The organism is Rhizobium rhizogenes NBRC 13257 (assembly GCF_000696095.1).
Classification (GTDB): domain Bacteria; phylum Pseudomonadota; class Alphaproteobacteria; order Rhizobiales; family Rhizobiaceae; genus Rhizobium; species Rhizobium rhizogenes.
The window spans coordinates 479294-501823 of sequence record NZ_BAYX01000005.1; the positions used below are offsets into that span (position 1 = coordinate 479294).

Sequence of the window (22530 nt, forward strand, 5' to 3'; positions counted from 1 at the left end):
CGAAGAATCCACGGAATTTACAACGCTGGAAATTTGACTACTACACTCAGGAATACTTTCCCTTGATACGGAAACAGACGCGAAAGAGTGCATGCGAGAAGGACAGAAAGAGATTTCGGAGCGACCGGACGGAGCGGCCACGCCTCTGCTGACCGTCGAAGGCGTCTCTGCGGGCTATGGCAAGCAGCTGATCCTCGACGGCATTTCGCTGTCCATTCCGGAAGCCACCATGACCATGCTCGTCGGGCCGAACGGCTCCGGCAAGTCGACGCTGCTGTCGGTCATGGCGCGGCTCCTGAAGCCGATGGGCGGGACGATCAATCTCGACGGCAAGGCATTGCACGCCATGCCGACGCGCGAGGTGGCGCGCAGGCTCGGTCTTCTGCCGCAAAGCCCGCTGCTGCCGGAAGGGCTGACGGTCTACGATCTCGTCTCGCGCGGGCGCTATCCGCATCAGGGTTTCCTCAAGCAATGGACGGAAGCTGACGAAGAGGCCGTTCAACATGCGCTGACAGTGACTGACACGCTGGACTTCGCCGGCCGGCCAGTCGACAGCCTTTCCGGCGGCCAACGCCAGCGCTGCTGGATCGCCATGGCACTGGCGCAAGAGACGCCCGTCATCCTGCTCGACGAACCAACCACGTTCCTCGACTTGCATTACCAGGTGGAAGTCCTCGACCTCTTGCGGCACCTCACCCGCGAACACGGACGTACCATCGTCGCCGTTTTGCACGATCTCAATTTCGCACTTCAATATGCCGACCGCCTGATCTTCCTGAAGGACGGTGAGATTGCCGGCATTGCCGAGCACCCCGGCGAATGCAGTGCCGCGCTCATTCGCGACGTCTTCAACACCGAGGTGGTTCGTCTCGCGCATCCGGAAACCGGCTTACCGCTTTTCCTTCCCTCGACCAAAGGGGCCAAGAGGGAGAGATGAGCGCGATCCCGGTTTCAGCCAGTTCCACGCCGCGGCGCGCGCGCCCGATGCGCAGCCTTCTTGCCCTCATGGCACTGGCGGCGATCATTCTCGTGCTGGCCTCGATCCATGCCGGCATCGGTGCGCGGCCGGTAGCACCGGCAACGCTGCTCAATGCCGTCTTCGCCTTCGACAGCCATAATTTCGAACATCAGATCCTGGTGAAGCTGCGGCTCGCCCGGCTTGCCGCCGCTCTTCTCGTCGGCGCCGCCCTCGGTATTGCCGGTCTCCTCTTGCAATCGCTGCTGCGCAATCCGCTGGGAGAGCCGCATGTTCTCGGCCTCAATGCCGGGGCAAGTCTTGCCGTCGTGTTGACAAGCAGCCTGCCGTTTCTGGCCGGTGGACTTGCCCGCCCACTGGTGGCGGCACTCGGCGCCGGTCTGCTCTTTGCCGCGGTCCTCGCGCTCTCCTCCGCCGGCCGCGCCGGAATGACCATGCTGAAGGTCACCTTCTGCGGCATCGCGCTGTCAGCGCTCGCCTCCTCCCTCACCTCGGCAATCCTCATCCTCGATGAAGAGACATTGCAGGAGATGCGGCTCTGGCTTGCCGGCGATCTCGCCGGGATCGGCTATGAGCTGATCGGAGCGGCGCTTGCTCCCATCCTCATGGGAATGCTGCTTGCCTTCCTGATTGCACCGCGTCTGAATGCATTGGCACTCGGCGATGCCGCGGCGGCCGGGCTTGGCGTGCCGGTCAAGAGCACCCGACTGATCGGGCTTGCCGCCACGGCGCTTCTCTGCGGTGCTTCCGTCTCGGTCGCCGGCCCGATCGGCTTCATAGGCCTTATGGTTCCCAACGCCGCCCGGCAGCTTTCCGGCGGCGATCTCCGGTTCGCTCTGCCGCTTGCGGCGCTCAGTGGAGCGGCCCTGCTGCTGGCCGCCGATATCGCTGCCCGGATGCTGATGAGCCCGCACGAGCTGGCAACCGGTATCATGACCGCCATCATCGGCGCGCCGGTCTTCATATTCGCCGCCTCAAGGTATTTCCGATGAGCGTTGCGCGACAGAACGGCTATCATCTCGTGGTTCTGGGGCCGATGTCGCGCCGTGTCCATATGCGCAGTTGTGTCGTGCTTGTTCTGCTTTGCCTTTTCGTTGTTGCCATGGCCTTGGTCACCGCTCCACTCGGCAGCCATGAGGCAGGCTTCCGCGAACTCCTGACGGTGCTCTTCGACCCGGCTCAGGCGACCGGCGAAAGTCATCAGATCATCCGCGATTTCCGGCTGCCGCGCATCATCATGGCGGTGCTTTGCGGCGCGATGCTCGGGCTTTCGGGAGCCGCCCTGCAAGCGCTGACCCGCAACGGTCTCGCCGATCCCGGTCTGCTCGGCGTCAAGGAAGGCGCTAGCCTCTCGGTGATCACGCTGATCCTGTTCGTGCCGTCGGCGGGCCTCTATCTCAGGCCCCTCGTCGGCATGGCCGGCGGGTTTCTGAGCGCGCTTCTCGTCGCCTCGCTCGCGCGTGACTTGACACGCATGCGCTTCGTGCTGATCGGCATCGGGGTTTCCTGGCTGATGTCGGCAGCCCTTTCCGTGATCCTGACGACCTCGGATATCCGCGATGTCCAGACGGCCATGGTCTGGCTTGCCGGCAGTCTCAATGCCGTTTCCTGGGACGTTGTGCCGATCGCGCTTGTCTGCGCCACTCTTGGCGCCGCAATTCTGTTCCTGACCGCAGCCGCGGCTGACGCCGCCGTGCTCGGCGATCCCATGGCCATTGGGCTCGGCGTATCGCTGCGGCGGCTCTCGATCCTGCGCTTCGTCGCGCCTGTTCTTCTGACCGCCGCCTGTGTGTCCTGCGTCGGCAGCCTCGGTTTCGTCGGCCTCATCGCCCCGCATATGGCGCGGCTGGCGATCCGTGGCGGCGGCCAGTCGGTGCTTCTGGCCGGCAGCGCGCTGTTCGGTGCAGCCCTGGTGCTGATCGCCGACAGCATCGGCCGCCTCGCCTTCGCGCCGCTCCAGCTTCCCGCCGGTATCGTGCTTGCGATCGTTGGCGTTCCCGTCCTTCTGCTTCTGCTCTGGAAGAGCCGCAACCTTCTTTGAGGATTGTCATGTTTAGACGTTTTACCGCCGCACTTCTCGTGCTTGCCTTCACCGCAGGCCCGCTGCTTGCAGAGGATATCGAAAAGCGCGTTTTCACCGATGATTTGGGCCGCAAGGTCGATGTGCCGGTGCATCCGCTGCGGATCGTCTCCATGCATGATCTCGATATCACCATCCCGTTGCTCGAGCTCGGCGTTCGCCCGGTCGCGAGCCACGGTCGCACGGGCACAGACGGCAAGGCCTATCTACGCTCCGGCTCGATCCTGACCGGTATCGATTTCGACAATTCCGGCATGCGCTATATCGGCGCCGTCACTGTCGATCTCGAGGCCGTGGTCGCGGCAAAGCCCGACCTCATCATCACCGAACCCGGCCGCGCGACGCCGGTCGAACAATTGGAGAAGATCGCGCCGACCGTCGTTATCGACAACACCGTCGGCAGCGCGCCGCATATCTACGAGCGCCTCTCCGATCTCACCGGCACGCAGGACCGGCTCGCCATTCTCGACCGGCGTTACCGCGCGCAGATCGAGGAGCTGAAACAGGTGGTGGATCCGTCCAAGATCACCGTCTCGATACTGCAAGCGCAGAACGGCAAGATCAGCATCTATCATACTTACCGCGCGCTCGGCCGCGTACTGCGCGATGCCGGTTTCCGCTTTCCCGACATTATCGAAAAGATCCCCGAGGGCGGGCGGATCGAGGTCAGCGCGGAGCGGCTGCAGGAGCTCGACGCCGATTTCATCTTTGATACCTACCGGTCTGACACCGGCGGCACGCCGGCCGAGGAGATCGCTGCGATGAACAAGGTGCTCCCGGACTATTGCCAGTTCCTCGCCGCCTGCCGCGAGGGGCGCTACATCCTGTTGCCGCGCGAGGAGGCGATCTCCAATTCCTATGCGGCGCTCAATCTGATGGTTTCGATGGTGCAGTCACATGTTGCCGGGCGTCCCGGCTTGAAGCAATAGCAACAGGGACCCGCCCAAGACTTTCAAAATCCGTCAGAATAGGACAATGTGCCTTCCTTAACATGACTATGTAATGAAGGTATCACCCGGCCATGGACGCCGCCTCCAGAAATCAAAAGAAGACGCGCCGGATCGACCGCTTCGGCGAACGGCTGAAGAACCGCCGCGCCTCCCTGTCGCCGAGCCTGCTCAGCGTCGCCGATTTTATCGACCAGCATCGCCACGCCATCCTAGGCAAGTCCGCGCTCGAAATTGCCAACGAGACCGGCACCTCCGACGCGACGGTCATCCGCGCGATACAGGCGCTGGGTTTCGAAGGGTTGCTCGACCTCAAGGACACGCTGGAGGCCCATATCGGCGAAACGGATTCGCCCTCCGAGAAGATGGCAACGACAGCGCGGGAGCTGAACAGTAGCGTCGATTCCGCTATCGATTTCGTCATCAACGATCACCGCAATGCCATGGAAGCCCTCTCCGCACCATCCAATCGTCAAGGCATGGCGGATGCCATCGCGGTCATTCTCCGAGCAAAGCGCATCGGCATTTTCGGCATCGGCGCCTCCGGCGTGCTCGCGACCTATGCCGCCCGTCTCTTTTCCCGCAATGGCTACCCCTCCTATGCGTTGAACCTCACCGGGATTGCGCTCGCCGAACAGCTTCTGACCATGGAAGAAGGCGATGCGTTGATCATGATGGCCTATGGCCGGGCGCACCGCGAAGGCATGACGACCATCACCGAGGCCCAGCGCCTCGGCATCCCGATCGTCATGCTGCTCGGACAGGAGGATACGGTGCTACGTAAGCATGCCGATGCGTCGATCATCATTCCCCGCGCCAAGGTCGAGCATGTCGCGCTCCATGGCCCGACCCTCGTTTGCCTTGAATCGATGATGCTGGCACTTGCGACCGCAGCCCAGGAAACGACGCTGCAATCCCTCGATCGCCTTATCAATCTGCGTAGTTCCATCCGCCCAAGCAAACGTTGAGAAACATGATTTATCAATCTGATAATTAACGAAAATACCAGATCAGCCGAGGCTTTTGCATCTAGACGATATTCCTGGCGCTACCCGGCAGCTTGACGGGCGTCGAAGGACGAGCCTCTCCCGCGCGGAGCGCCCGGCCGTCGGCATGAAAGCGCCCTCCCAGCAACAGGAATACAAACGCCCCGGCTAAGCCTGCAACGAGTTCCAACGACAAAGCGATTGTATTAAAACCCATATAATATGTGGGTAATTCGTTCTAAGAAGCTCAAAGAAATAGCATGCGATTCCTCGCCCGTTTCCGCCTGCCTCTCTAGTTTCCGCGCCGACAAGGAGTTTTAAACCCATGAACTTTGCCAAGCGAACTTCGGCGACACTTTTTGCTGCCGCTCTTTCCATCGGTGCGCTTTTCAGCACGATCGCTCATGCGGATGCCACACTCGACCGCATCAAGGGACGCGGCTCGCTAACGGTCGGCGTCATCCTGTCCGGCGCGCCATTCGGTTATATCGATCCGGCCGGCCAGGAGCAGAAGGGCTATAATATCGACATCGCCAAGGCGCTGGCCGACAAGCTCGGCGTCAAGCTGGAAACGGTGACGGTCACGCCGCCGAACCGGGTGCAGTTCCTGCAGCAGGGCAAGGTGGATATCCTCATCGCCAACATGCAGTACACCGAAGAGCGTGCCAAGATTCTCGACTATGTCCCGACGGCTTACGACCGCAGCGGCGGCGCAGCCGTCGGCCGCAAGGACAGCGGCCTGAAGGACTGGAGCGATCTGAAGGGCAAGGCCGTCTGCGTATCGCAGGGTTCGAACTACACGCAGCCGCTCATCGAGCAATATGGCGCCGAAGTGAAGGCCCTGCCCAGCCAGCCGGAATCGCTGCTGGCGCTGCAGGGTGGCAATTGCGTCGCCGCCGTCCATGTCGGCGCCACCGTCGGCCTTCTCCTCCAGGACCGCCCGGAAGAATGGAAGGACTACACCATCCTCTTCCCCACCGAACTCATCCCATCCGATTCCGTGATCTGGCTGCGCAAGGGCGAGACCGATACGAGCAATGCGCTCGACAAGATCATCCGCGAGCTGCATGCCAACGGCAAGCTGCTTGAATATGCGAAGGCCAACCGGCTGCTCAATACCTCCTATCTCGAGGAAGAGCACAAGAAGCTCGAGAGCGAAGGCAAGTGACGTTTACCGTCGCTTGAAGCAAGGCTGCTCATGGGGAATACCCTTCTTCAGGCATTCATAGACTGGACGGGCAAGATCGGGCTCCATTACGAGTTCCTCTCCAGCGGTTATGAGGCACAGATCTGGCGTGGTGGTTTTATCACCACGCTTTATCTCATTGTGCTCCTGATTCCGGTCAGTCTTGCTTTCGGCCTCCTCTTTGCGGCCATGCTGACATCCAGCCGCAAGTTGGTATCCGCACCCGTCCGGGCGTTCATCGAGATCACCCGCAATACACCGACGCTGGTGCAGCTGATGTTCAGCTTCCTCGTGCTGAACACGCTCGTCTCCAACATCCTCGGCGGTGCGCAGAACAATCCACTCTCGCCCTTCTTCTGGGTTGTGGCCGTCGTCGGCCTGCATGTGGCCGCCCTGCACGCCGACGCCATTCGCGCCGGCATCGAGGCCGTGCCGGAGCAGACGGTGGAGGCAGCCCGCGCCATCGGCTTCAGCCGCCTGCAGATCCTGAGGTTCGTGGAAGCACCCCTGGCGATCCGCGCCTCCCTACCGGCCCTCGTCAACAATCTGATCAATCTGGTGAAGCTCACGACCGTCGGCAATGCGATCGCGGTGAGCGAGATCACCTATGCCTCGATCATGGTCTGGACGCAGCGCGACAACGTCGTCGAGCTGATGATCGTCATCCTGCTGTTCTTCAGCGCCATCAACCTGGCGGTCGCCCGGATCGGCCATTGGGTCGAGAAGCGCCTGGCCGTGCCGGGATTCGGGGTGGGATCATGACCAACACCAAGATCCTCTCCGCGTCGGCGCACGGCCGGCTGCCATGGCTGTTCGGTGCGCTCATCATCCTTGCCGCCCTCTGGCTGCTTGCCGATCTGTCGCTCCTGTCGACCCTTATCGAGTGGCTGCCTTATCTCGGCACCGGCTTCCTCATGAATATCCTGATCAGCCTACTCGCCATGGCGGGTGGGACGACGCTCGGCGTAATCCTCGGCATTCTGGAACTCGCGCCCTTGAAGATCGTCCGCTATCCGGTCGTCTTCTATGTGCAGGTTTTCCGCAATGCGCCGCATCTGGTCCTGATCTTCGCCACGACCTACATCTTCCCCTTCGAAATCGTGATCGCCGGCCATTACCTGCCCTTCCCCGACTGGCTGAAGGCGGTGATCGGGCTTGCCATCCCGGCCAGCGCCTATGTGGCCGAAATCACGCGCGGGGCCATTCAATCGATCGCGACGACGCAATGGGAAGCGGCCAAGGGGCTTGGTTTTTCCCGGCTGCAAGCGCTGCGCTGGATCATCCTGCCGCAATGCGCCCGCCGCTCGCTGCCGCCCTGGATGAACCTCTTCGCCTCCATCACCATGGGAACGGCGCTTGCCTCGCTCGTCGGCGTGCATGAGCTTCTGCACGCCGCCACGGATGCAAGCACTGCCGTTCGTCGGCTGGATTTCACTGTGCTTGCCTATATCGTGGTGATGACGGCCTTCTTCGTTCTTTGCTATCCTATTTCCAGCCTGACGCGCCGCCTCGAGCGGCGCCTGAAAGTATGAGGAGCTGGGCATGAGCCAAGCCGCGACCAATCCGATCGTCGAACTGGCGGACGTCCACCTGTCCTTCGGGCCTACCGAGGTATTGAAGGGGATCGACCTGCAAGTGGCGCGAGGCGAGACGGTCTCGATCATCGGCCCTTCCGGATCCGGCAAGTCGACAATCCTGCGCTGCATCAACGCGCTGGTGACGCCGCAATCCGGCCGCATTACCGTCAATGGCGCACGCGTCGATCAAATGACCAGCGAAACGGACAGGATCAAGCTGCGCCAGAAGATCGGCATCGTCTTCCAGCAGTATAATCTGTTTCCGCATCTGACGGTCATCGACAACATCACCCTCGCCCCGATCCGTATCCTCGGCGTTGATCGGTCAGAGGCCGAGCGTCACGGGAAGGATCTTCTGGCGCGCGTGCGCCTTTCCGAGAAGGCACAGATGTATCCGGGCCAGCTTTCCGGGGGCCAGCAGCAGCGCGTCGCGATCGCCCGCGCGCTGGCCATGAGGCCGGATCTCGTCCTGTTTGACGAGGTCACCTCAGCGCTCGATCCGGAAACCGTCGGCGAAGTGCTCGCCGTTATACGAGACCTCGTGAAGGAGGGTATGACCAGCATTCTCGTCACGCACGAAATGCGGTTTGCCGAGGAAATCAGCGACGTCGTCGTCTTCACTGAAAACGGCCTCATCGTCGACAAGGGACCGCCTGAGCACATCTTCCAGAAGTCCGCAAATCCGCGCATCCGCCGTTTCGTCAACGGACTGGCTGGCGCGCGTGGCGCTCTGGAAGACGGCGAAGGCATCTGAAGGGATCGATTATGGACAAGGTCTTTCCGCTTACCACAGCCTTTGCCGAGGCCATCGTCTCGTCCGAGCCTCTGAAGGACAAAGCCGCCTTTCAGGCGGCACGCACCGCGATTATCGACTGGCTGGCCTGCGCTTTTGGTGGCGCGCTCGATCGCACGACGCTGATCCTGCTCGATCAGCTCTCCCCCGGCGACGGCAATGCCGTGATTGTCGGGCAAGAGCGCAGGACCGATGCCCTGACGGCCGCGCTCATCAATGCCCATGCCGGGCATGTGCTCGACTACGACGATGTGCATTCAAGCGTGCGCGGCCATCCGACGACGGTGATCGTTCCCGCACTTCTGGCGCTTGCCTCGGAAACCCGGCTTTCCGCCGAGCAACTGACTGCCGGCTACATCGTGGGGCTTGAAGCCATGGCTCGCCTCGGGCTTTCGCTCGGCACCAAGCACTACGAGAACGGCTTCCATGCGACCGCGACGCTCGGCACGATCGGTGCCGCGGCGGCCGTCGCCCATGTGCTCGACTACTCCGTCGAAGAGACCGCCGTGGCGCTTGGGCTTGCCGCCACTCATTCAAGCGGATTACGCCTGCAGTTCGGCTATGATGCAAAGCCCTACCACGCCGGCATGGCCGCTCGCTCCGGTCTCTTGTCCGCCAGGCTCGCCAAGGCAGGCTTCGGCGGTGCCAGGGATTTCCTCGATAATCCCATCGGCTTCTTCTCCGCATTCGCCTTTGGCGAAGAGCGTCCACAGGCCACAGTGGAGAGCTGGGGATCGCCCTGGCAGATCGTCTCGCCCGGACTGACGCTGAAGGCCTTTCCGTGCTGCACGGCAAGCCATCCCGTCGGCGTGATCGGCATTCAACTGCATCAGGAAGGTTTGCGTGCGGACGCGATCGAGTCCGTCACCATCACCTTCCCGCCGGGCGGGGATGCCGCGCTGGTGGTGACGAACCCGACCACCGGAATCGATGCGCGCTTCAGCGCCGAATATGTCTTTGCGACCGCCGTGATCGACGGAGCACTCCGGATCGACCATTTCGGCGAGACGCCGGTGCGCCAAGATCTGATGGCGGTCGCCCGCCGCGTACGACGCCGCCATGACGAGGCAGCCCCTCGCCTGTCCAGTGACCCGAAGACACGCTTCGTGATCGCGGATGTGCTCCTCACCAATGGCGAGCGACTGACCCGCGAGTTCAAGGGGCTGCCCGGCGTCACCGACCCAACCGACAAATTCCGCGGCGCCACCGGCAAGCATCCGGCCGTTTCAGCCGTTCCAGAGCTTGCAGGGACGATGCGGAGCGAGGATGATCTCTATCGCCTCCTCGATTTGCTCGGCCAGCGGCTGACCTGAACCTTTTCCGCAATTCCAAGGCATGAAACCATGAGCAAAACCCGCAAGATCCATCTCGGCCTTTTCCTGCAGGGAGCCGGTCATCACGTCTCCGGCTGGCGCCATCCGGACGCCGAAGCCGGCAGCGAGAACTTCGACCTGCTGCGCCGCGTGGCGCAAATGGCGGAAGCGGCCAAATTCGACATGCTGTTTCTGGCCGACGGTCTGACAAGCGGCGTCGACGCACACCCATCGATGATCGCGCGCTTCGAGCCACTGACCCTGCTTGCCTCGCTTGCCATGGTCACCGACAAGATCGGCCTTGCCGCCACGGCATCGACCACCTACGGCGAACCCTATCATCTCGCCCGCGCCTTTGCCTCGATCGATCATCTGAGCCACGGCCGCGCTGCCTGGAACATCGTTACGACCTCCTATGCGCGCACCGCCGCCAACTTTTCCAAGAGCCACCCGGAACACGACGAGCGTTATGCCGTGGCGGAGGAGTTCGTCGATGTGGTGCGCGGGCTCTGGGACAGCTGGGACGACGATGCCTTCCGTAAGGACAAGGAAAACGGTGTCTATGCCGATCCGTCCAAGGTGCATGTGCTCGATCACAAGGGTAAGTACTATACGGTCAAGGGACCGCTCAACATTCCGCGCTCCCCGCAGGGGCAACCGGTCCTGATCCAGGCAGGCTCCTCCGGTCCGGGCCAGGATCTCGCCGCCCGCACCGCCGACATCGTCTTTACCGCACAGCAAAGCCTCGACGAAGCCCAGGCCTTCTACAAGAGCCTCAAGGGCCGGGTTGCCGGCTTCGGACGCGATCCTGATAGCGTGGCGGTCATGCCGGGCTTCCTGCCGGTGATCGGCAGGACGGCGGCGGAAGCGCGCGAGAAGCTCGATGTCCTCAATCGCTGGACGGACATCAAGAGCGCCATGCCGCTTCTCGAAGAACGGATCGGCCACAGCCTCGCCGACTATGATCTCGACGGCCCGCTGCCGGATCTGCCGATTTCGGACCAGTTGCGCAGCCGCGCCGAACTGCTGACCGAGCTTGCACGCCGCGAGAAGCTGACGATCCGCGAGCTTGCCCTGCGGGTTGCCGCCGGCCGCGGCCATCACATTGTCCTCGGCACGCCAATCGAGATTGCCGAGCGCATGCAGCAATGGTTCGAAAACCGCGCCGCCGACGGCTTCAACGTCATGCCGCCCTTCTTCCCGGGCGGGCTTGAGGATTTCACCCGCGAAGTGGTGCCGATCCTGCAGGAAAAGGGTCTTTTCCGTACCGAATATGAAGGCACGACCTTGCGCGACCATCTCGGCATTCCCCGACCGTCCCTCGGCTGAGACACTCCGTCGGTTCGAAACCGGTAGGTTTGAGGCCCGCTCTTCAGATTGGAGAGCGGGCCTTTTTGCGACCGATCAGATGCGCGAGGCGCCTGTGCCTTTCAGATCGCGCGATGTTGAGGCGCGAGCCACCACGCGCCCGACAAACAGAACCAGCACGGCGGCTATCGTCAGGCAGCCGGCGAGGAAGAACATCGGTGCGATGGTGCTTCCGGTGGTGTCCTTGATCCACGGCACGACGTTCTGCGCGACGAAACCTCCGAGATTGCCGATGGAGTTGATCGCCGCCAGACCTGCAGCGGCACCAGCCCCTTGCAGGAACCGTGACGGCAGACTCCAGAAAACCGGCTGTCCGGCGAAGATGCCAGCTGCGGCGACGCAGAGGAATGCGAACTGCAGCGTATGATTGGGAATGACCGCCGACAGCACCAGGCACACAGCTCCCGTCAATGCGGAAACGACTATATAGGGCGTCTTGGAGGCGGCCTTGTCCGCCATCGACGGGACAACATAAAGAGCGACCGCGACGAGCAACCAGGGAATGATGTTCAGGAACCCATTGGTGGTGTTGCTGACCCCGAAGCCCTTGACGATGGTCGGCAGCCAATAGCTGAGGCCGTAGGCTGCCAGCGGAAAGCCGACATAGCAAATCGCCATCAACAGAACGCGCGGATTGATCAGAGCCTTGAAGCCGTCGGATGCATGCTGCTCCATGCCTGCATTTTCAGCGGCAAGCCGATCCTTGAGCCACTTCTTTTCGTCAGTGCTGAGAAAGCCCGCCTTTTCCGGCAGATCGGACAGATAGAAGAAGGTTACGAATCCGGCGATGATGGCTGGAATACCGGTGACGATGAAGACCCATTGCCACCCGGCATGACCATAGAGGCCGTCCATGTCCAGCAGAAGGCCACCGATCGGCGCTCCGATCGCATTGGCCAAGGCACTGAAGATCATGAACAGCCCGACCATGGTGCCGCGATAGGCCGAGGGATACCAAAGCGTCAGGAGATAGAGGACACCCGGAAAGAAACCCGCTTCGCAAGCGCCGAGCAGGAAGCGCAGAATATAGAACATGGTCGGGTTCTGGGTATAAGCCAATGCGACCGTGACAATGCCCCAGGACACCAGAATGCGCGCAAACCACTTGCTCGCACCGAACCTGTCGAGGAGCAGGTTGCTCGGGACTTCGAACAGGAAATAGCCGATAAAAAACAACGACGCGCCCAGGCCGTAGGCATATTCACTCATGCCCAGAGCGCCAACCATTTCCAGTTTCGCGTAGCTGACATTCTGGCGATCGATATAGGCGATAAGATAGAGAATACCTAGAAAAGGCATAAGTCTCCAAGTGATCTTGGAGATAAGCTGTTTTTCGTCAACCACGTCATTTCCTCCCTGGGGCAAAGCTGGACCATGTAGATAGCGCAGCCCGGTGGTTTTCAATCTAAAAGCGATTGAAAAAACAAGACGGCCCGCGTGCGTTCCGCCTCCCCATCCACTGGCAATAGAGGAAAAGTCGCTGCAGGCGGCAAAACGCGCCACCGACGACCACCAGTCGGATGTATTTTCCGACGAAATATCTCTTAGTTTGGAAATTACCGCATTGGATTGACCTAAGAAGATCAAAACTAACATGATGGTTGCGGCATTCCGTTCTGCCGTAGCGCCTGATATGGAAGGCACACGACGGATATTTGGAGCGCCGCAGGGCAAAAATAACTCCGAATGCCAGCAGGATGCTCGTATGTTTCAAACATGTGATTGCCGTCGGTTAATTTAGTGAAATTTGTCACAGTTTGGCCGGATTCGCTCATGAACGCTCGGGAGGCGCTTGGCGTTTTGCCGGTCCACACGGGGCTTAGGAAGAAGTGTAAAACGCAAACGACAAGAACAATATTGGGGAGTTGGCGCCGTCAAGGAGAGTGTCCGACAAAGGCTGAAAACCGGGGGTGTCTATGTCGAATACACGCGACCGCCAATTGGACGGGCTGAGAACTCTTGCTGTCACAATGGTGCTATACGCACATTTCGTCGCGGCCGACGGAAATTTTTGGGGGCATCTCGGTGTCCGTCTCTTCTTTGTGATCAGTGGATTCCTGATCACGCGACTGTTGTTGGATGCGCGCTCCGCCGTTCAATATGAGCCGGCCACCGCGCTGAAATCATTCTATATTCGCCGCGCGCTGCGTATATTCCCTCCCTACTTCGCGCTGCTGGGCTTCGTTTGGTTCGTCAACCTCGAGGGCGCCCGCGGCAGCCTGAAATGGCACGCGCTTTATCTGTCAAACTACTGGTATGCCATTCGCGATCAATGGACGCCCTGGATTCTGTGTCACACCTGGAGCCTCAGCATCGAGGAGCAATTCTATATTGCCTGGCCGCTGGTGATGCTGTTGGCACCACGCCGGATGATCGAACGGATCTGCGTCGCCGTCATTGCATGCTCGATCGCCTACCGCCTCTGTTGGCCCCTGACGGGAACGCCTTCGCTCATGCGCGATCTGCTTCCCTCGGCGTCGATGGACGCCCTGGCGGCAGGCGCGCTGCTCGCGGCTTATCGTGGCAGGACCGATGCCTGGCCGCAATGGATGCGGCTAAGCTGGATGCCGCTTACAGCCGCGGCTGTCATCGCACTGTGGCTGAGATCAGAACCCATGACACCGCTGCTCGACTGGACAGTTTGGATCGGCAGCGAGGTTTTGCCGCTCATGCCGCTAGTCACGCTGGTCGGTTGCTGTTCGTCAGGGCTAACGCCCCCCCTCGGCCGGCTGCTCGAACTCCCGCCTATAATGGCCATTGGGCGCATCAGTTACGGCATTTACCTTTTCCATCCGATCGTCCTGTCCTTGATCGTCAAGGCTCAGCCCTGGATTCCGATGAATGTCTCGGAACAAGGTCTTGCCCGCTTCGCCATCGGCAGTGCGGCCACGTTAATGCTCGCCTCGATCTCCTGGGTGATGTTCGAAAAGCCACTCAACAATCTCAAGCGCTACTTCCCTTACGTGGTCGCGAAAGACCATGCCCTTGCCACGCCAACCGCGATTGCGGGCGGTCCAGACCTCCGATCTCCAATAAGCATGCGAGCTGAATAATGACTGTTCCATTGGTCTCCGTCGTACTGCCCGTCTACAACGGCGAACTTTATCTTGCCGCGGCGATCGAAAGCATCCTGCGCCAGGATCACGAACGCCTCGATGTCATCGCAATCGACGATGGCTCCACCGATCGATCGCTGGATATCCTGCAACGCTACCGAAAGGCGGATGATCGCATCCGTATCGTCTCGCGGGAGAACCGTGGCCTTATCGCAACCTTGAACGAAGGCATGACCCTGGCGAAAGGCGACTTTGTCGCCAGGATGGATGCCGACGACATTTCCTATTCGACACGCCTCTCGCGACAGGTTTCCTTGTTCACGCAGCGGCCCGAGCTGGCGATCAGTGGCACGGGCATCGACCGGCTCATCGGCAATCGTGTCGTGCGCGGCACGCAAAACCCGATCCATCTTTCAGCGGACTGGCATGTACTGTCGATGTTCTACACCGTCTTCATGCACTCGACCGTGATGTACAATCGCAATGTCATCCCCCAAGGCATGCTGATGTATGACGCAAGCTATGTGCATGCGGAAGACTTCGATCTGTTCCGACGGATTACGCGAGAGTTTCCGGCCGCCATGATCGAGGAGAGCCTGGTCGCATACCGCATTCACGACGAGAGCGTCACGAACAAGCATAAACGGCAAATGCGCCGGACCCATCTGAAGATCGCCGCCGAGAATCTTCTGCGGGAATCCTTGATCGACGATCCGGACGCTCTCCACGACATCGGTGCGATGGTAACGCCCGACACGGTTCGCCGCGTCGCCGACTGTCTTGTCTCCATGGAAGAGAAAATCGCGACCCGTACCAAGGCACCGTCGTCAAGCTATGAAGACGGTGCTTTGTGCTTCTTCTACTTCCTCTACCAGCTCATCGCTGACGAGAAGCAACCACAACTGACGCACGCATTCCTGACGCGCACCGGAAAATGGCACCTTATCCGGCGCCGGGAACGGTACGGCCTTCGCGCCGGCGCCTATGCGCCATGGTGCAGCCGCGTCTGGGGCGAGGCAAGCACGCAATTGGACGCGCTGGCACGGTATAGGCAATCAGTGCCTATCAAAGCGGTGCCACCGCTTCAGGGTCTAGCATAGCATGGCGGGGGGACGCCCCGACATAGTGCGAGAGCACGCGCAGAAAGCCGCCAAGGTTCCATCCTCTTCCGGAGGGTACGGTCCCGTGGCGAGCTTTATCGTCTGCACCCGCAACCGCGCCGCAGCGCTCGAAGCCTGCATCCGGTCGATCGAGGTCGCCTGTCGCTCACATGCGACGATGGCGAGCGAACTTGTGGTGGTCGACAATGGCTCGACCGACGATACCACCGAGCGTCTGGCCCATATCGCTGCGACCTCGAGCATGACGATCATACCGGTGATGGAACCGCGCCGTGGTTTAGCGGCCGCCCGCAATACGGGCATGGAGCGGTCGCGCGGCCAGATCTTGATTTTCATCGACGATGACTGCGAGATCGACGATCACTACCTACAAGACCTGGAGCGACACTATGTGACCGACGAGCAATATATCGTTCGGGGCGGCCGCGTCGAACTCGGCAGCGCCCGTGATCTGCCCTTCACGATCAAGCGATCGCCGGAGCGCGCGTTTTTCAGCCCGGACGTCCATCCCGGCGGCTTCATACTGGGTTGCAACATGACCATGCACCGCGAAGTCGCCATGCGCGTCGGTCTCTTTGATGAGCGGTTCGGCGCCGGCGCCGCCCTGCAATCCGCCGAGGATACCGATTATCTGGTCCGCGCCTTCCAACTCGGCATCCCGATCGAATATGTGCCCGACATGACTGTTTTCCATTATCATGGGCGGGATACACGCGAAGCGATCGAGCGGCTTCATCGAAGCTACAGCCTTGGAAACGGAGGGCTTTGCCTGAAGCACATGTTCAAGGCACCGTGGTTGTTGCGTCACTTTTGCTGGACCCTTCGGTCGGCCTGGCAAGAGCTGTTGGGTGGATCTCGTTTTGACCCGGAAGTCTCGCTATCGCACTGGCCGATCATATTCATGAATTTGCTGGGCGCCGCCGAATTCGTGCGTCTCACTGTGACCGGCCGGCGGGAGCAGCCGGACGTAAACCAGATCAAACAGGCAGCTCGTTCGCTGAGGTGATATCCGCCATGCTGAAATTCTTCCTGCCAGGCCTGCAGCTATTACGCCACGCATTGGGCCGGCAAACACGCCTGCTTCCGATCGTGGTCGTTTTGGGGCTAAGCAGCGCGGTGCTGGAGGGCGCAGGCATCGGCCTGATTATTCCCATGCTCGGCATTATAGGCGGCCAGAAGGATCCGTCGGGAATGGGCGGCCTCTCCGCCGCATTCCAGCAGGTGGGATCCAGCCTGGATGATCGGCAAAGGTTGCTGGTCATCACGGCTGCCGTGCTTGCATTGATCACGCTGAAGAATGTCCTGGCCTTCGCCAATACCGTGCTGACCAACTTCATCTACGGCAAAGCCGGCCATGCGATCCGAAGCGCCCTCGCCGACCAGCTTTTGAAGATCGGATACCCGTTCTTCCTGCAGGAAAGTCCGGGGCGGCTGCTGAACATCATTTCCAATGAATCATGGCGGGCGTCGGATGCGATACAGACAGCGCTTGCGGCCATCGTGAACGCATCGGCCGCCATCATTCTTCTGGCCTTCCTGCTGCTTCTGTCATGGCAGATGACGCTCTGCGTCGCCGTTGGCCTCGTCCTTGTCCAGATCGCGCATGCGGTTCTGTCGGCCGGGCTCAAACTGCCCAGCCGCGATGTCACCTCCTTCAACAACGAGCTTGCCACCAGAATGCTTCATCTTGTTCATGCCGGACGACTCATCCGCATATTCGGGCAGGAAGAGCGCGAGAAAACCATATTCGACGGGGCGTCGAATGCCGTGCGCAAGGCGGGATTCGTCCTCCAGACCCGTCAGGGCATCTTACCGCCGCTGACCGAAGTGCTGCATTCGGCGCTCTTCCTGGCGGTGGTCGTGAGCGCATGGCTCTGGGGCATAAGCTTTCCGATCATCGTTGCTTTCGTGGTCCTGCTCTACAGGCTGCAGCCGCATGTGCGCGCCTTGCAGCAGGGATGGAGCCAGGTGCAGGGCTGGAGCGGCTCTCTGGAGGAGGTCCGATGGCTACTGGATTCCTCCGATAAGCCGAAGCCGCCGACGGGACAGGAACCAGCACATGAACTCCGCCAGCATATCAAATTCGACCGGGTGACCTTCAAATATCCAGGCTCCAGCTCCCGGCCCCTGGTGTTGCGCTCCGCCAGCTTCGAAATCCGCCAGGGTTGCTCGACGGCGATTATCGGCCGGTCTGGCGCCGGAAAGACCACAATCGTCAATCTTCTCTGCCGGTTTGTCGAGCCCGACGACGGCGACATTCTCATCGACGGATTGCCATTGAGCCGGATCGATCCGACCCAGTGGCGGGGTAGAATTGCGCTTGCCAGCCAGGATCTGGAGCTTGTGGACGGCACGATCCTGGAAAATATCACCTATGGACAAAATGCCTCGCTTGCCGAGGCGGAGAGCGCAGCCAGGTTTGCCGAGGCGCACGAATTTATCGAGAAGCTGCCCGACGGATATCAAACGGTCGTCGGCTACAGAGGAGCAAGCCTATCGGCGGGCCAACGGCAGCGAATAGCGCTGGCGAGGGCGCTTGTCCGTGATCCCGATATCCTGATCCTTGACGAGGCCACCAACGCCGTGGACGGATTGTCGGAAGCGGCCATCGTCGAGACCTTGAAGTCGAGAGCCGGCCGCCGCACGACCATCGTCATCAGCCATCATCGCAGCACCATTTCATTCTGCGACGAAATCGTCATCCTCGGCGGTGGCCGCGTCCGCAACCAAACCCCGTTTGCCGCCGTCGCCTCCTTGAGCATGGATCAGCTTTACGAGCATGGGATGCTCGAGAAGCATTAGAATCTATGGTCCTCAGGGAACCAAGACGATCTTCCCGCTAACGGCACGGCGCTCGATCGCCTCATGCGCGCGCCAAGCCTCGCGCAGCGAAAACTGCCCGCCTTGCAGAACACGGATTCGTTGGTTGGCGGCAAGCTCAAAGAGTTCCGTAAGATCGGACCTGATATTGTCCGGGGAAAGCAGGGGCAGCAGGGCGAAACCTTTCAGAGACTGGTTCTGTGAGAACAACTGATCCATATCGGCCTTGTCGAGATCGAAACGGCCGAGCGCGGCGAAGACCAATTCCCCAGCCGGCGCCAGCGCCGCCAATGCCGCTTTCGTCACGGAGCCGCCGACAGCGTCGTAGAGGATATCCACGCCGACATCGTCGGTCAGCGCTCTGACGACATCAGCCCAATTCGCTTCGCCGTAGTCAATCGCCAGATCGGCGCCGAGCGACAAGGCAATATCTCGTTTTTCCTTCGTACTTGCCGCAGCGATCACCTGCCGCGCGCCTTCCCGCTTGGCCAATTGCATGAGCAACGAACCGACGCCGCCGGCAGCTGCGGTCACGAGAACGCTCTTGCCCGTCGGCGGGTTGCGCCGCGTCATATGCAGTGCCGTCAATCCCTGCACCATCAATGCCACGGCATCGTCAAAGCCGATGTGATCCGGCAGGTGGACCAAAGACGTGGCATCGACGGCAATGAACTCCGCATAGCCGCCGCCGCGCCCCAGCGCGAACAGCGGAACGCCGACGCGAACACCAAGCAAATCCGGATCGGCTCCCTCGCCGACCCGCTCGACGACACCCGCCACTTCAACGCCCGGGATCATCGGCAGCTCGGGCGTGACGGCGTAGCGATCGGCCCGCATCAACACTTCGAAGTAGTTGACCCCTGCCGCATGGACGCGCACCAAAACCTCGCCCGGCGCCAGTTCCGGAACGGGTATTTCGATGACATCAAGGACATCCGGCGGACCGAAGCGACTGAACTGAACGGCTCTCATGGCAGACCTCACGTTGAAATGCTGTGAGGCAGGTTTTACCTATGGACTCCGCGCCAAAATACACACCCTTTCGTTCCCTACCCACCAGGAGGTGACCATGGCGGATCCGATGAAAAGACTGCCGAAACTACCCGTCGAACGCGCGCTGAAAGTCATCGCCGGCCGCTGGAAGCCGGTCATTCTCTATTATGTCTTCGACGGCCCGAAACGCCTGTCCGAGCTGAAGCGAATGATGCCCGACATCACGCAGAAGGTTCTGATCCAGCAACTGCGGGAAATGGAGGAGCATGGGCTCGTCCGGCGGCAAATCTTTGCGGAGGTCCCTGCCCGCGTGGAATATACGGCGACGGATCTCGGGCTGGGTCTGGAACCCGTATTGCTGGCGCTTTGCCGATGGGGCCAGCGCCATGCGGAGGAACAAAACGAAGCGGATGAGCTGGCCGATTGCATCGTCCATCCAAGAGCCGGACGGACTTACGCGAGGACCGCAGCCTGACGGGCAGTCGCGAATGCTGCGGTCGGCATGCCGGTTATATTCGTTCCCCGGGTGCCGAAAGTGAGGGCACTGAGGCAATCAGGTCGCGCGTATAGAGATGTTGCGGCTGATCGAAAATCTGCTCCACCGATCCGGTTTCGACAACCACGCCGTCTTTCATGACGGCGATGCGATGGCTCATATGCTGCACCACGCCGAGATCATGCGAAATGAAGACCATCGACAATCCCAGCCGTCCCTGAAGATCAACCAGCAAGTCCAGCACCTGGGCCTGGGTCGTGACATCCAGCGCGGAAACAGGCTCGTCGCAGATCAGCAGTTTCGGTTCGGCTGCAAGCGCTTGGGCAATGGACACGCGCTGCCGCTGGCCGCCGGACAAGGTGTTCGGCCGGCGCGCTAAAAGCTCCGGCGACAGGCCTACGAGTTCGATCAGTTCCGCTATTCTCCGCCGCCGCGCCACTCGGTCGAGCTTCCCGCGCAGCCGTAATGGCTGGTCGATGATCCGCTCCACGGTGAAGCGCGGATCGAAAGAGCCGAGAGGATCCTGACTGATAGTCTGGATCAAGCTGCGCAGGGGCCGCCGCTTGGCTTCCGGAAGTGCGCTCCACGGCTTGCCTTCGAAGAGCACATCGCCATTAACCGCGTGTCGTAGCCCCAGCGCCACCTTGCCGAGCGTCGTCTTGCCGGAACCGGACTCGCCGACGATGCCGAGCGTTTCACCCCGGCCAACGTCGAGCGAAACCTGCCTGACCGCTTCAAACCGGCTGCCGTCGGGTCGCTTGAAACCCACCGAGACATTGCGGATCTCCAGGAGCGGCGTTTCAGCCTCCGCGACCTCCCGGCGGATAGGCGCGCCTTCGCTTGCGCTGAGCCAGCGGCCACGGGTCGCGGCCGTTGGCACGGCGGCCAGCAGGCGGCGCGTATAATCATGCAGCGGCGCGGACAGCACCTCGCGCGCGGGACCTGCCTCCACCAATTGGCCATTCTGCATCACGACCACGCGATCGGCGAGCTGGGCTGCAACCGCGAGATCATGCGTGATGATGAGAACGGCATGACCCGCCTGCGCCAGCTCCTTGAAAACCGCGAGGACCTGCCGCTGCACCGTCACATCCAGTGCCGTGGTCGGCTCGTCGGCGATCAGCAGGCGCGGCTGGGCAGCCAGCGCCGAAGCGATCAGCGCTCTTTGCCGCAACCCGCCGGACAGCTCGTGCGGATACTGGGCGGCGCGAACCTTCGGATCGGGGATGCCAGCGCGACCGAGTAACTCCTCGACACGCTCAGCCACTTGCGATCGAGGCAGCAAACGGTGCGCCAGGATCGGCTCGGCAACCTCGCGACCGACCGTGCGCAGGGGATCAAGCGAGACCAAGGCATCCTGCAGAACGAAGCCGATCTCTCGCCCACGAAGCTGACGCCAGGATCGTTCGGAAAGACCTAGAAGATCCAGCGCTTGTCCATCATGGCCGACAAGCGTCATCGCTTCCGCCCGAACGTCGGCCCGGGAGCCGGCAAGCCCGACGAGCGCACGCGCCGTCACCGATTTTCCCGACCCGGATTCCCCGACGAGCGCGAGGATTTCTCCGGCTGCGATCTGAAAGGAAACGTCCCTTACCGCCTGAACCCGACCGCGCGGTGTCGGAAAGGTTACGCTCAGCCCCTTTACCTCCAATAGCACGGGGCTTGAAGGAACAGCCGCGAAATGGCTCCGCAGGATGGTGTTATCCAGGTTCAACGGGCGTCCCCCTTGGACAAGAGGTTCTGCAGCCGGCGGCCGAGAAGGGTGATCGAGATCACGGAGATGGCCACTACCGTCGCCGGCAACAGGCTGGTCCAGGGAGCGATGTCGAGGAAATTGCGGCCGTTTGCCAGCAGCGCGCCCCATTCCGGTGCCGGCGGCACGACGCCGAGGCCGAGAAAGCTCAGCGCCGATGCGGAGAGGACGGAACTCCCGACCCCAATCGTTGCCAGGATCAACAGCGGACGGATGGTATTCGGCACGATATGGCGGGTGATGATTGTCCAGGCATGCTCCCCGAGCGTGACGGCGTGCTCGACATAGCCCGAAAGCTTCACCTGCATCACCTGCGAACGGACCAGCCGCGCATAGGAGGCGACACTGGAAAAACCGACGGCAAGCAGCGTGTTCAAAGGCCCGCGTCCAAGCACTGCGATCACCAGCAGCGCCAGCAGTATTTCGGGAAAGGCAAGCAGAATATCGATCAGGCGCACCAGAATGCGGCTGACCGCCTTCGGCGCAAGTGCTGCTGCCGTGCCGAGCAGTATACCGCCCAGGGTGGCGATCAATGTGGCACCGATGCCGATTGCAAGCGACAGCGATGTTCCGTGCACAACGCGGGAGAAGAGGTCGCGCCCGAGTTCGTCGGTCCCAAACCAATGCCGCAAATCCGGCGGCATCAATATCGCATCCGTGTCCACCGCTTCGGGGTCGAAAGCTGTGAACCATTGCGGCTCCCAGATGGCGACCGTGAGAACCACCACAATGGCGAGCGGGATGAGCAGGCCGGGTGCCAGCCAAGGATTAGCGCCGGCGCCACCATCTTGACGCCGGCGTAGCGCCGCATCGAATAGTTCCGCACTGCTCATTGTGGCACTCTCCGTAGACGAGGATCGATCAGCAGATAGAGGGCATCGACCAGCAGGTTGATGATGACGAAAACGCAGGCCGACAGCATCACCAGTCCGAGCACCAGCGGCATGTCGCGGGTCTTGATAGCCTGCAGCGTGATCTGGCCGATGCCGGATCGGCCGAAGACCGTTTCGGTGAGAATGGAGCCGCCGAGCGTGCTGGCAAAAAGGGTACCGGTCAGGGTGGAGG

General features: G+C 61.2%; 21 protein-coding genes. 16 read left to right on the forward strand and 5 right to left on the reverse strand.

Going from position 1 to position 22530, the window contains the following annotated elements; all coding sequences use genetic code 11:
* Positions 1-91: 91 nt before the first annotated feature.
* The 11 genes from RRH01S_RS14135 to RRH01S_RS14185 all read left to right on the forward strand — a co-directional run bounded on the left by RRH01S_RS14135 (position 92) and on the right by RRH01S_RS14185 (position 11187).
* The gene (locus tag RRH01S_RS14135; RefSeq protein WP_015917684.1) at positions 92-937 is read left to right on the forward strand and encodes an ABC transporter ATP-binding protein; all 846 of its coding nucleotides are present in this window, start codon (positions 92-94) and stop codon (positions 935-937) included.
* Positions 934-1968, forward strand: coding sequence for a FecCD family ABC transporter permease (locus tag RRH01S_RS14140; RefSeq protein WP_015917685.1), 1035 nt, complete (start codon positions 934-936; stop codon positions 1966-1968). Before RRH01S_RS14135 ends, RRH01S_RS14140 begins: the two co-directional genes overlap by 4 nt.
* Positions 1965-3017, forward strand: a complete 1053-nt coding sequence (locus RRH01S_RS14145) for a FecCD family ABC transporter permease (RefSeq protein ID WP_015917686.1) — start codon at positions 1965-1967, stop codon at positions 3015-3017. The genes RRH01S_RS14140 and RRH01S_RS14145 overlap by 4 nt, the downstream gene beginning before the upstream one ends.
* An 8-nt stretch (positions 3018-3025) precedes the next feature.
* Complete coding sequence (locus RRH01S_RS14150; protein ID WP_015917687.1) at positions 3026-3985, forward strand: ABC transporter substrate-binding protein; 960 nt, start codon at positions 3026-3028, stop codon at positions 3983-3985.
* 92 nt (positions 3986-4077) lie between these two features.
* On the forward strand, positions 4078-4971 hold the full coding sequence (locus RRH01S_RS14155; protein ID WP_015917688.1) for a MurR/RpiR family transcriptional regulator: 894 nt from the start codon (positions 4078-4080) through the stop codon (positions 4969-4971).
* Between the two features lie 343 nt (positions 4972-5314).
* Positions 5315-6157, forward strand: a complete 843-nt coding sequence (locus RRH01S_RS14160; protein ID WP_007692945.1) for a transporter substrate-binding domain-containing protein — start codon at positions 5315-5317, stop codon at positions 6155-6157.
* Between the two features lie 30 nt (positions 6158-6187).
* Positions 6188-6937 carry an amino acid ABC transporter permease gene (locus RRH01S_RS14165; RefSeq protein WP_015917690.1) on the forward strand — a complete coding sequence of 250 codons (750 nt, stop codon included), beginning with the start codon at positions 6188-6190 and terminating at the stop codon, positions 6935-6937.
* Positions 6934-7707 (forward strand): amino acid ABC transporter permease, encoded by a 774-nt coding sequence (locus RRH01S_RS14170; RefSeq protein WP_007692935.1) that lies wholly within the window; start codon positions 6934-6936, stop codon positions 7705-7707. Before RRH01S_RS14165 ends, RRH01S_RS14170 begins: the two co-directional genes overlap by 4 nt.
* 10 nt (positions 7708-7717) lie before the next feature.
* Positions 7718-8506 (forward strand): amino acid ABC transporter ATP-binding protein, encoded by a 789-nt coding sequence (locus RRH01S_RS14175; protein ID WP_007692933.1) that lies wholly within the window; start codon positions 7718-7720, stop codon positions 8504-8506.
* A gap of 11 nt (positions 8507-8517) precedes the next feature.
* A complete protein-coding gene (locus RRH01S_RS14180) occupies positions 8518-9858 on the forward strand; it encodes an MmgE/PrpD family protein (RefSeq protein ID WP_015917692.1) in 1341 nt (446 codons plus the stop codon).
* Positions 9859-9888: 30 nt separating this feature from the next.
* Positions 9889-11187 (forward strand): LLM class flavin-dependent oxidoreductase, encoded by a 1299-nt coding sequence (locus tag RRH01S_RS14185; RefSeq protein WP_007692929.1) that lies wholly within the window; start codon positions 9889-9891, stop codon positions 11185-11187.
* A gap of 75 nt (positions 11188-11262) precedes the next feature.
* Here the strand turns inward: RRH01S_RS14185 and RRH01S_RS14190 are convergent, their stop codons facing one another.
* Complete coding sequence (locus tag RRH01S_RS14190; RefSeq protein WP_007692927.1) at positions 11263-12570, reverse strand: MFS transporter; 1308 nt, start codon at positions 12568-12570, stop codon at positions 11263-11265.
* A gap of 572 nt (positions 12571-13142) precedes the next feature.
* On the opposite strand from RRH01S_RS14190, the gene RRH01S_RS14195 reads away from it, so the two are divergent.
* From RRH01S_RS14195 to RRH01S_RS14210, 4 genes are read left to right on the forward strand one after another with little or no spacing between them, the layout of a single operon-like run.
* Positions 13143-14279 (forward strand): acyltransferase family protein, encoded by a 1137-nt coding sequence (locus RRH01S_RS14195; RefSeq protein WP_042472135.1) that lies wholly within the window; start codon positions 13143-13145, stop codon positions 14277-14279.
* Positions 14279-15382, forward strand: a complete 1104-nt coding sequence (locus RRH01S_RS14200; protein ID WP_015917696.1) for a glycosyltransferase family 2 protein — start codon at positions 14279-14281, stop codon at positions 15380-15382. The genes RRH01S_RS14195 and RRH01S_RS14200 overlap by 1 nt, the downstream gene beginning before the upstream one ends.
* A 1-nt stretch (position 15383) precedes the next feature.
* Entirely contained in the window at positions 15384-16409 is a 1026-nt protein-coding gene (locus tag RRH01S_RS14205) for a glycosyltransferase family 2 protein (RefSeq protein ID WP_042472140.1), read from the forward strand.
* Between the two features lie 8 nt (positions 16410-16417).
* Positions 16418-18205, forward strand: a complete 1788-nt coding sequence (locus RRH01S_RS14210; protein ID WP_015917698.1) for an ABC transporter ATP-binding protein — start codon at positions 16418-16420, stop codon at positions 18203-18205.
* 12 nt (positions 18206-18217) lie between these two features.
* Here RRH01S_RS14210 and RRH01S_RS14215 read toward each other — a convergent pair whose 3' ends face one another.
* A complete protein-coding gene (locus tag RRH01S_RS14215; RefSeq protein WP_034516173.1) occupies positions 18218-19195 on the reverse strand; it encodes a quinone oxidoreductase family protein in 978 nt (325 codons plus the stop codon).
* A 97-nt stretch (positions 19196-19292) separates the two neighbouring features.
* Between RRH01S_RS14215 and RRH01S_RS14220 the strand changes: the two genes are divergently transcribed.
* On the forward strand, positions 19293-19691 hold the full coding sequence (locus RRH01S_RS14220; protein WP_007692918.1) for a winged helix-turn-helix transcriptional regulator: 399 nt from the start codon (positions 19293-19295) through the stop codon (positions 19689-19691).
* A gap of 34 nt (positions 19692-19725) precedes the next feature.
* Here the strand turns inward: RRH01S_RS14220 and RRH01S_RS14225 are convergent, their stop codons facing one another.
* From RRH01S_RS14225 to RRH01S_RS14235, 3 genes are all read right to left on the reverse strand, one after another.
* A complete protein-coding gene (locus tag RRH01S_RS14225) occupies positions 19726-21426 on the reverse strand; it encodes a dipeptide ABC transporter ATP-binding protein (protein ID WP_015917700.1) in 1701 nt (566 codons plus the stop codon).
* Entirely contained in the window at positions 21423-22298 is an 876-nt protein-coding gene (locus RRH01S_RS14230) for an ABC transporter permease (RefSeq protein WP_015917701.1), read from the reverse strand. The genes RRH01S_RS14225 and RRH01S_RS14230 overlap by 4 nt, the downstream gene beginning before the upstream one ends.
* Positions 22295-22530, reverse strand: a 236-nt coding sequence (locus RRH01S_RS14235; RefSeq protein WP_042472145.1) for an ABC transporter permease subunit, incomplete at its 5' end; no start/stop codon positions are given. The genes RRH01S_RS14230 and RRH01S_RS14235, both read right to left, overlap by 4 nt.

Bases quoted from the DNA above. Each gene is read 5' to 3' on its own strand.
- RRH01S_RS14135 (WP_015917684.1), top strand. From the start codon at position 92: ATGCGAGAAGGACAGAAAGAGATTTCGGAGCGACCGGACGGAGCGGCC.
- RRH01S_RS14140 (WP_015917685.1), top strand. From the start codon at position 934: ATGAGCGCGATCCCGGTTTCAGCCAGTTCCACGCCGCGGCGCGCGCGC.
- RRH01S_RS14145 (WP_015917686.1), top strand. From the start codon at position 1,965: ATGAGCGTTGCGCGACAGAACGGCTATCATCTCGTGGTTCTGGGGCCG.
- RRH01S_RS14150 (WP_015917687.1), top strand. From the start codon at position 3,026: ATGTTTAGACGTTTTACCGCCGCACTTCTCGTGCTTGCCTTCACCGCA.
- RRH01S_RS14155 (WP_015917688.1), top strand. From the start codon at position 4,078: ATGGACGCCGCCTCCAGAAATCAAAAGAAGACGCGCCGGATCGACCGC.
- RRH01S_RS14160 (WP_007692945.1), top strand. From the start codon at position 5,315: ATGAACTTTGCCAAGCGAACTTCGGCGACACTTTTTGCTGCCGCTCTT.
- RRH01S_RS14165 (WP_015917690.1), top strand. From the start codon at position 6,188: ATGGGGAATACCCTTCTTCAGGCATTCATAGACTGGACGGGCAAGATC.
- RRH01S_RS14170 (WP_007692935.1), top strand. From the start codon at position 6,934: ATGACCAACACCAAGATCCTCTCCGCGTCGGCGCACGGCCGGCTGCCA.
- RRH01S_RS14175 (WP_007692933.1), top strand. From the start codon at position 7,718: ATGAGCCAAGCCGCGACCAATCCGATCGTCGAACTGGCGGACGTCCAC.
- RRH01S_RS14180 (WP_015917692.1), top strand. From the start codon at position 8,518: ATGGACAAGGTCTTTCCGCTTACCACAGCCTTTGCCGAGGCCATCGTC.
- RRH01S_RS14185 (WP_007692929.1), top strand. From the start codon at position 9,889: ATGAGCAAAACCCGCAAGATCCATCTCGGCCTTTTCCTGCAGGGAGCC.
- RRH01S_RS14195 (WP_042472135.1), top strand. From the start codon at position 13,143: ATGTCGAATACACGCGACCGCCAATTGGACGGGCTGAGAACTCTTGCT.
- RRH01S_RS14200 (WP_015917696.1), top strand. From the start codon at position 14,279: ATGACTGTTCCATTGGTCTCCGTCGTACTGCCCGTCTACAACGGCGAA.
- RRH01S_RS14205 (WP_042472140.1), top strand. From the start codon at position 15,384: ATGGCGGGGGGACGCCCCGACATAGTGCGAGAGCACGCGCAGAAAGCC.
- RRH01S_RS14210 (WP_015917698.1), top strand. From the start codon at position 16,418: ATGCTGAAATTCTTCCTGCCAGGCCTGCAGCTATTACGCCACGCATTG.
- RRH01S_RS14215 (WP_034516173.1), bottom strand. From the start codon at position 19,195: ATGAGAGCCGTTCAGTTCAGTCGCTTCGGTCCGCCGGATGTCCTTGAT.
- RRH01S_RS14220 (WP_007692918.1), top strand. From the start codon at position 19,293: ATGGCGGATCCGATGAAAAGACTGCCGAAACTACCCGTCGAACGCGCG.
- RRH01S_RS14230 (WP_015917701.1), bottom strand. From the start codon at position 22,298: ATGAGCAGTGCGGAACTATTCGATGCGGCGCTACGCCGGCGTCAAGAT.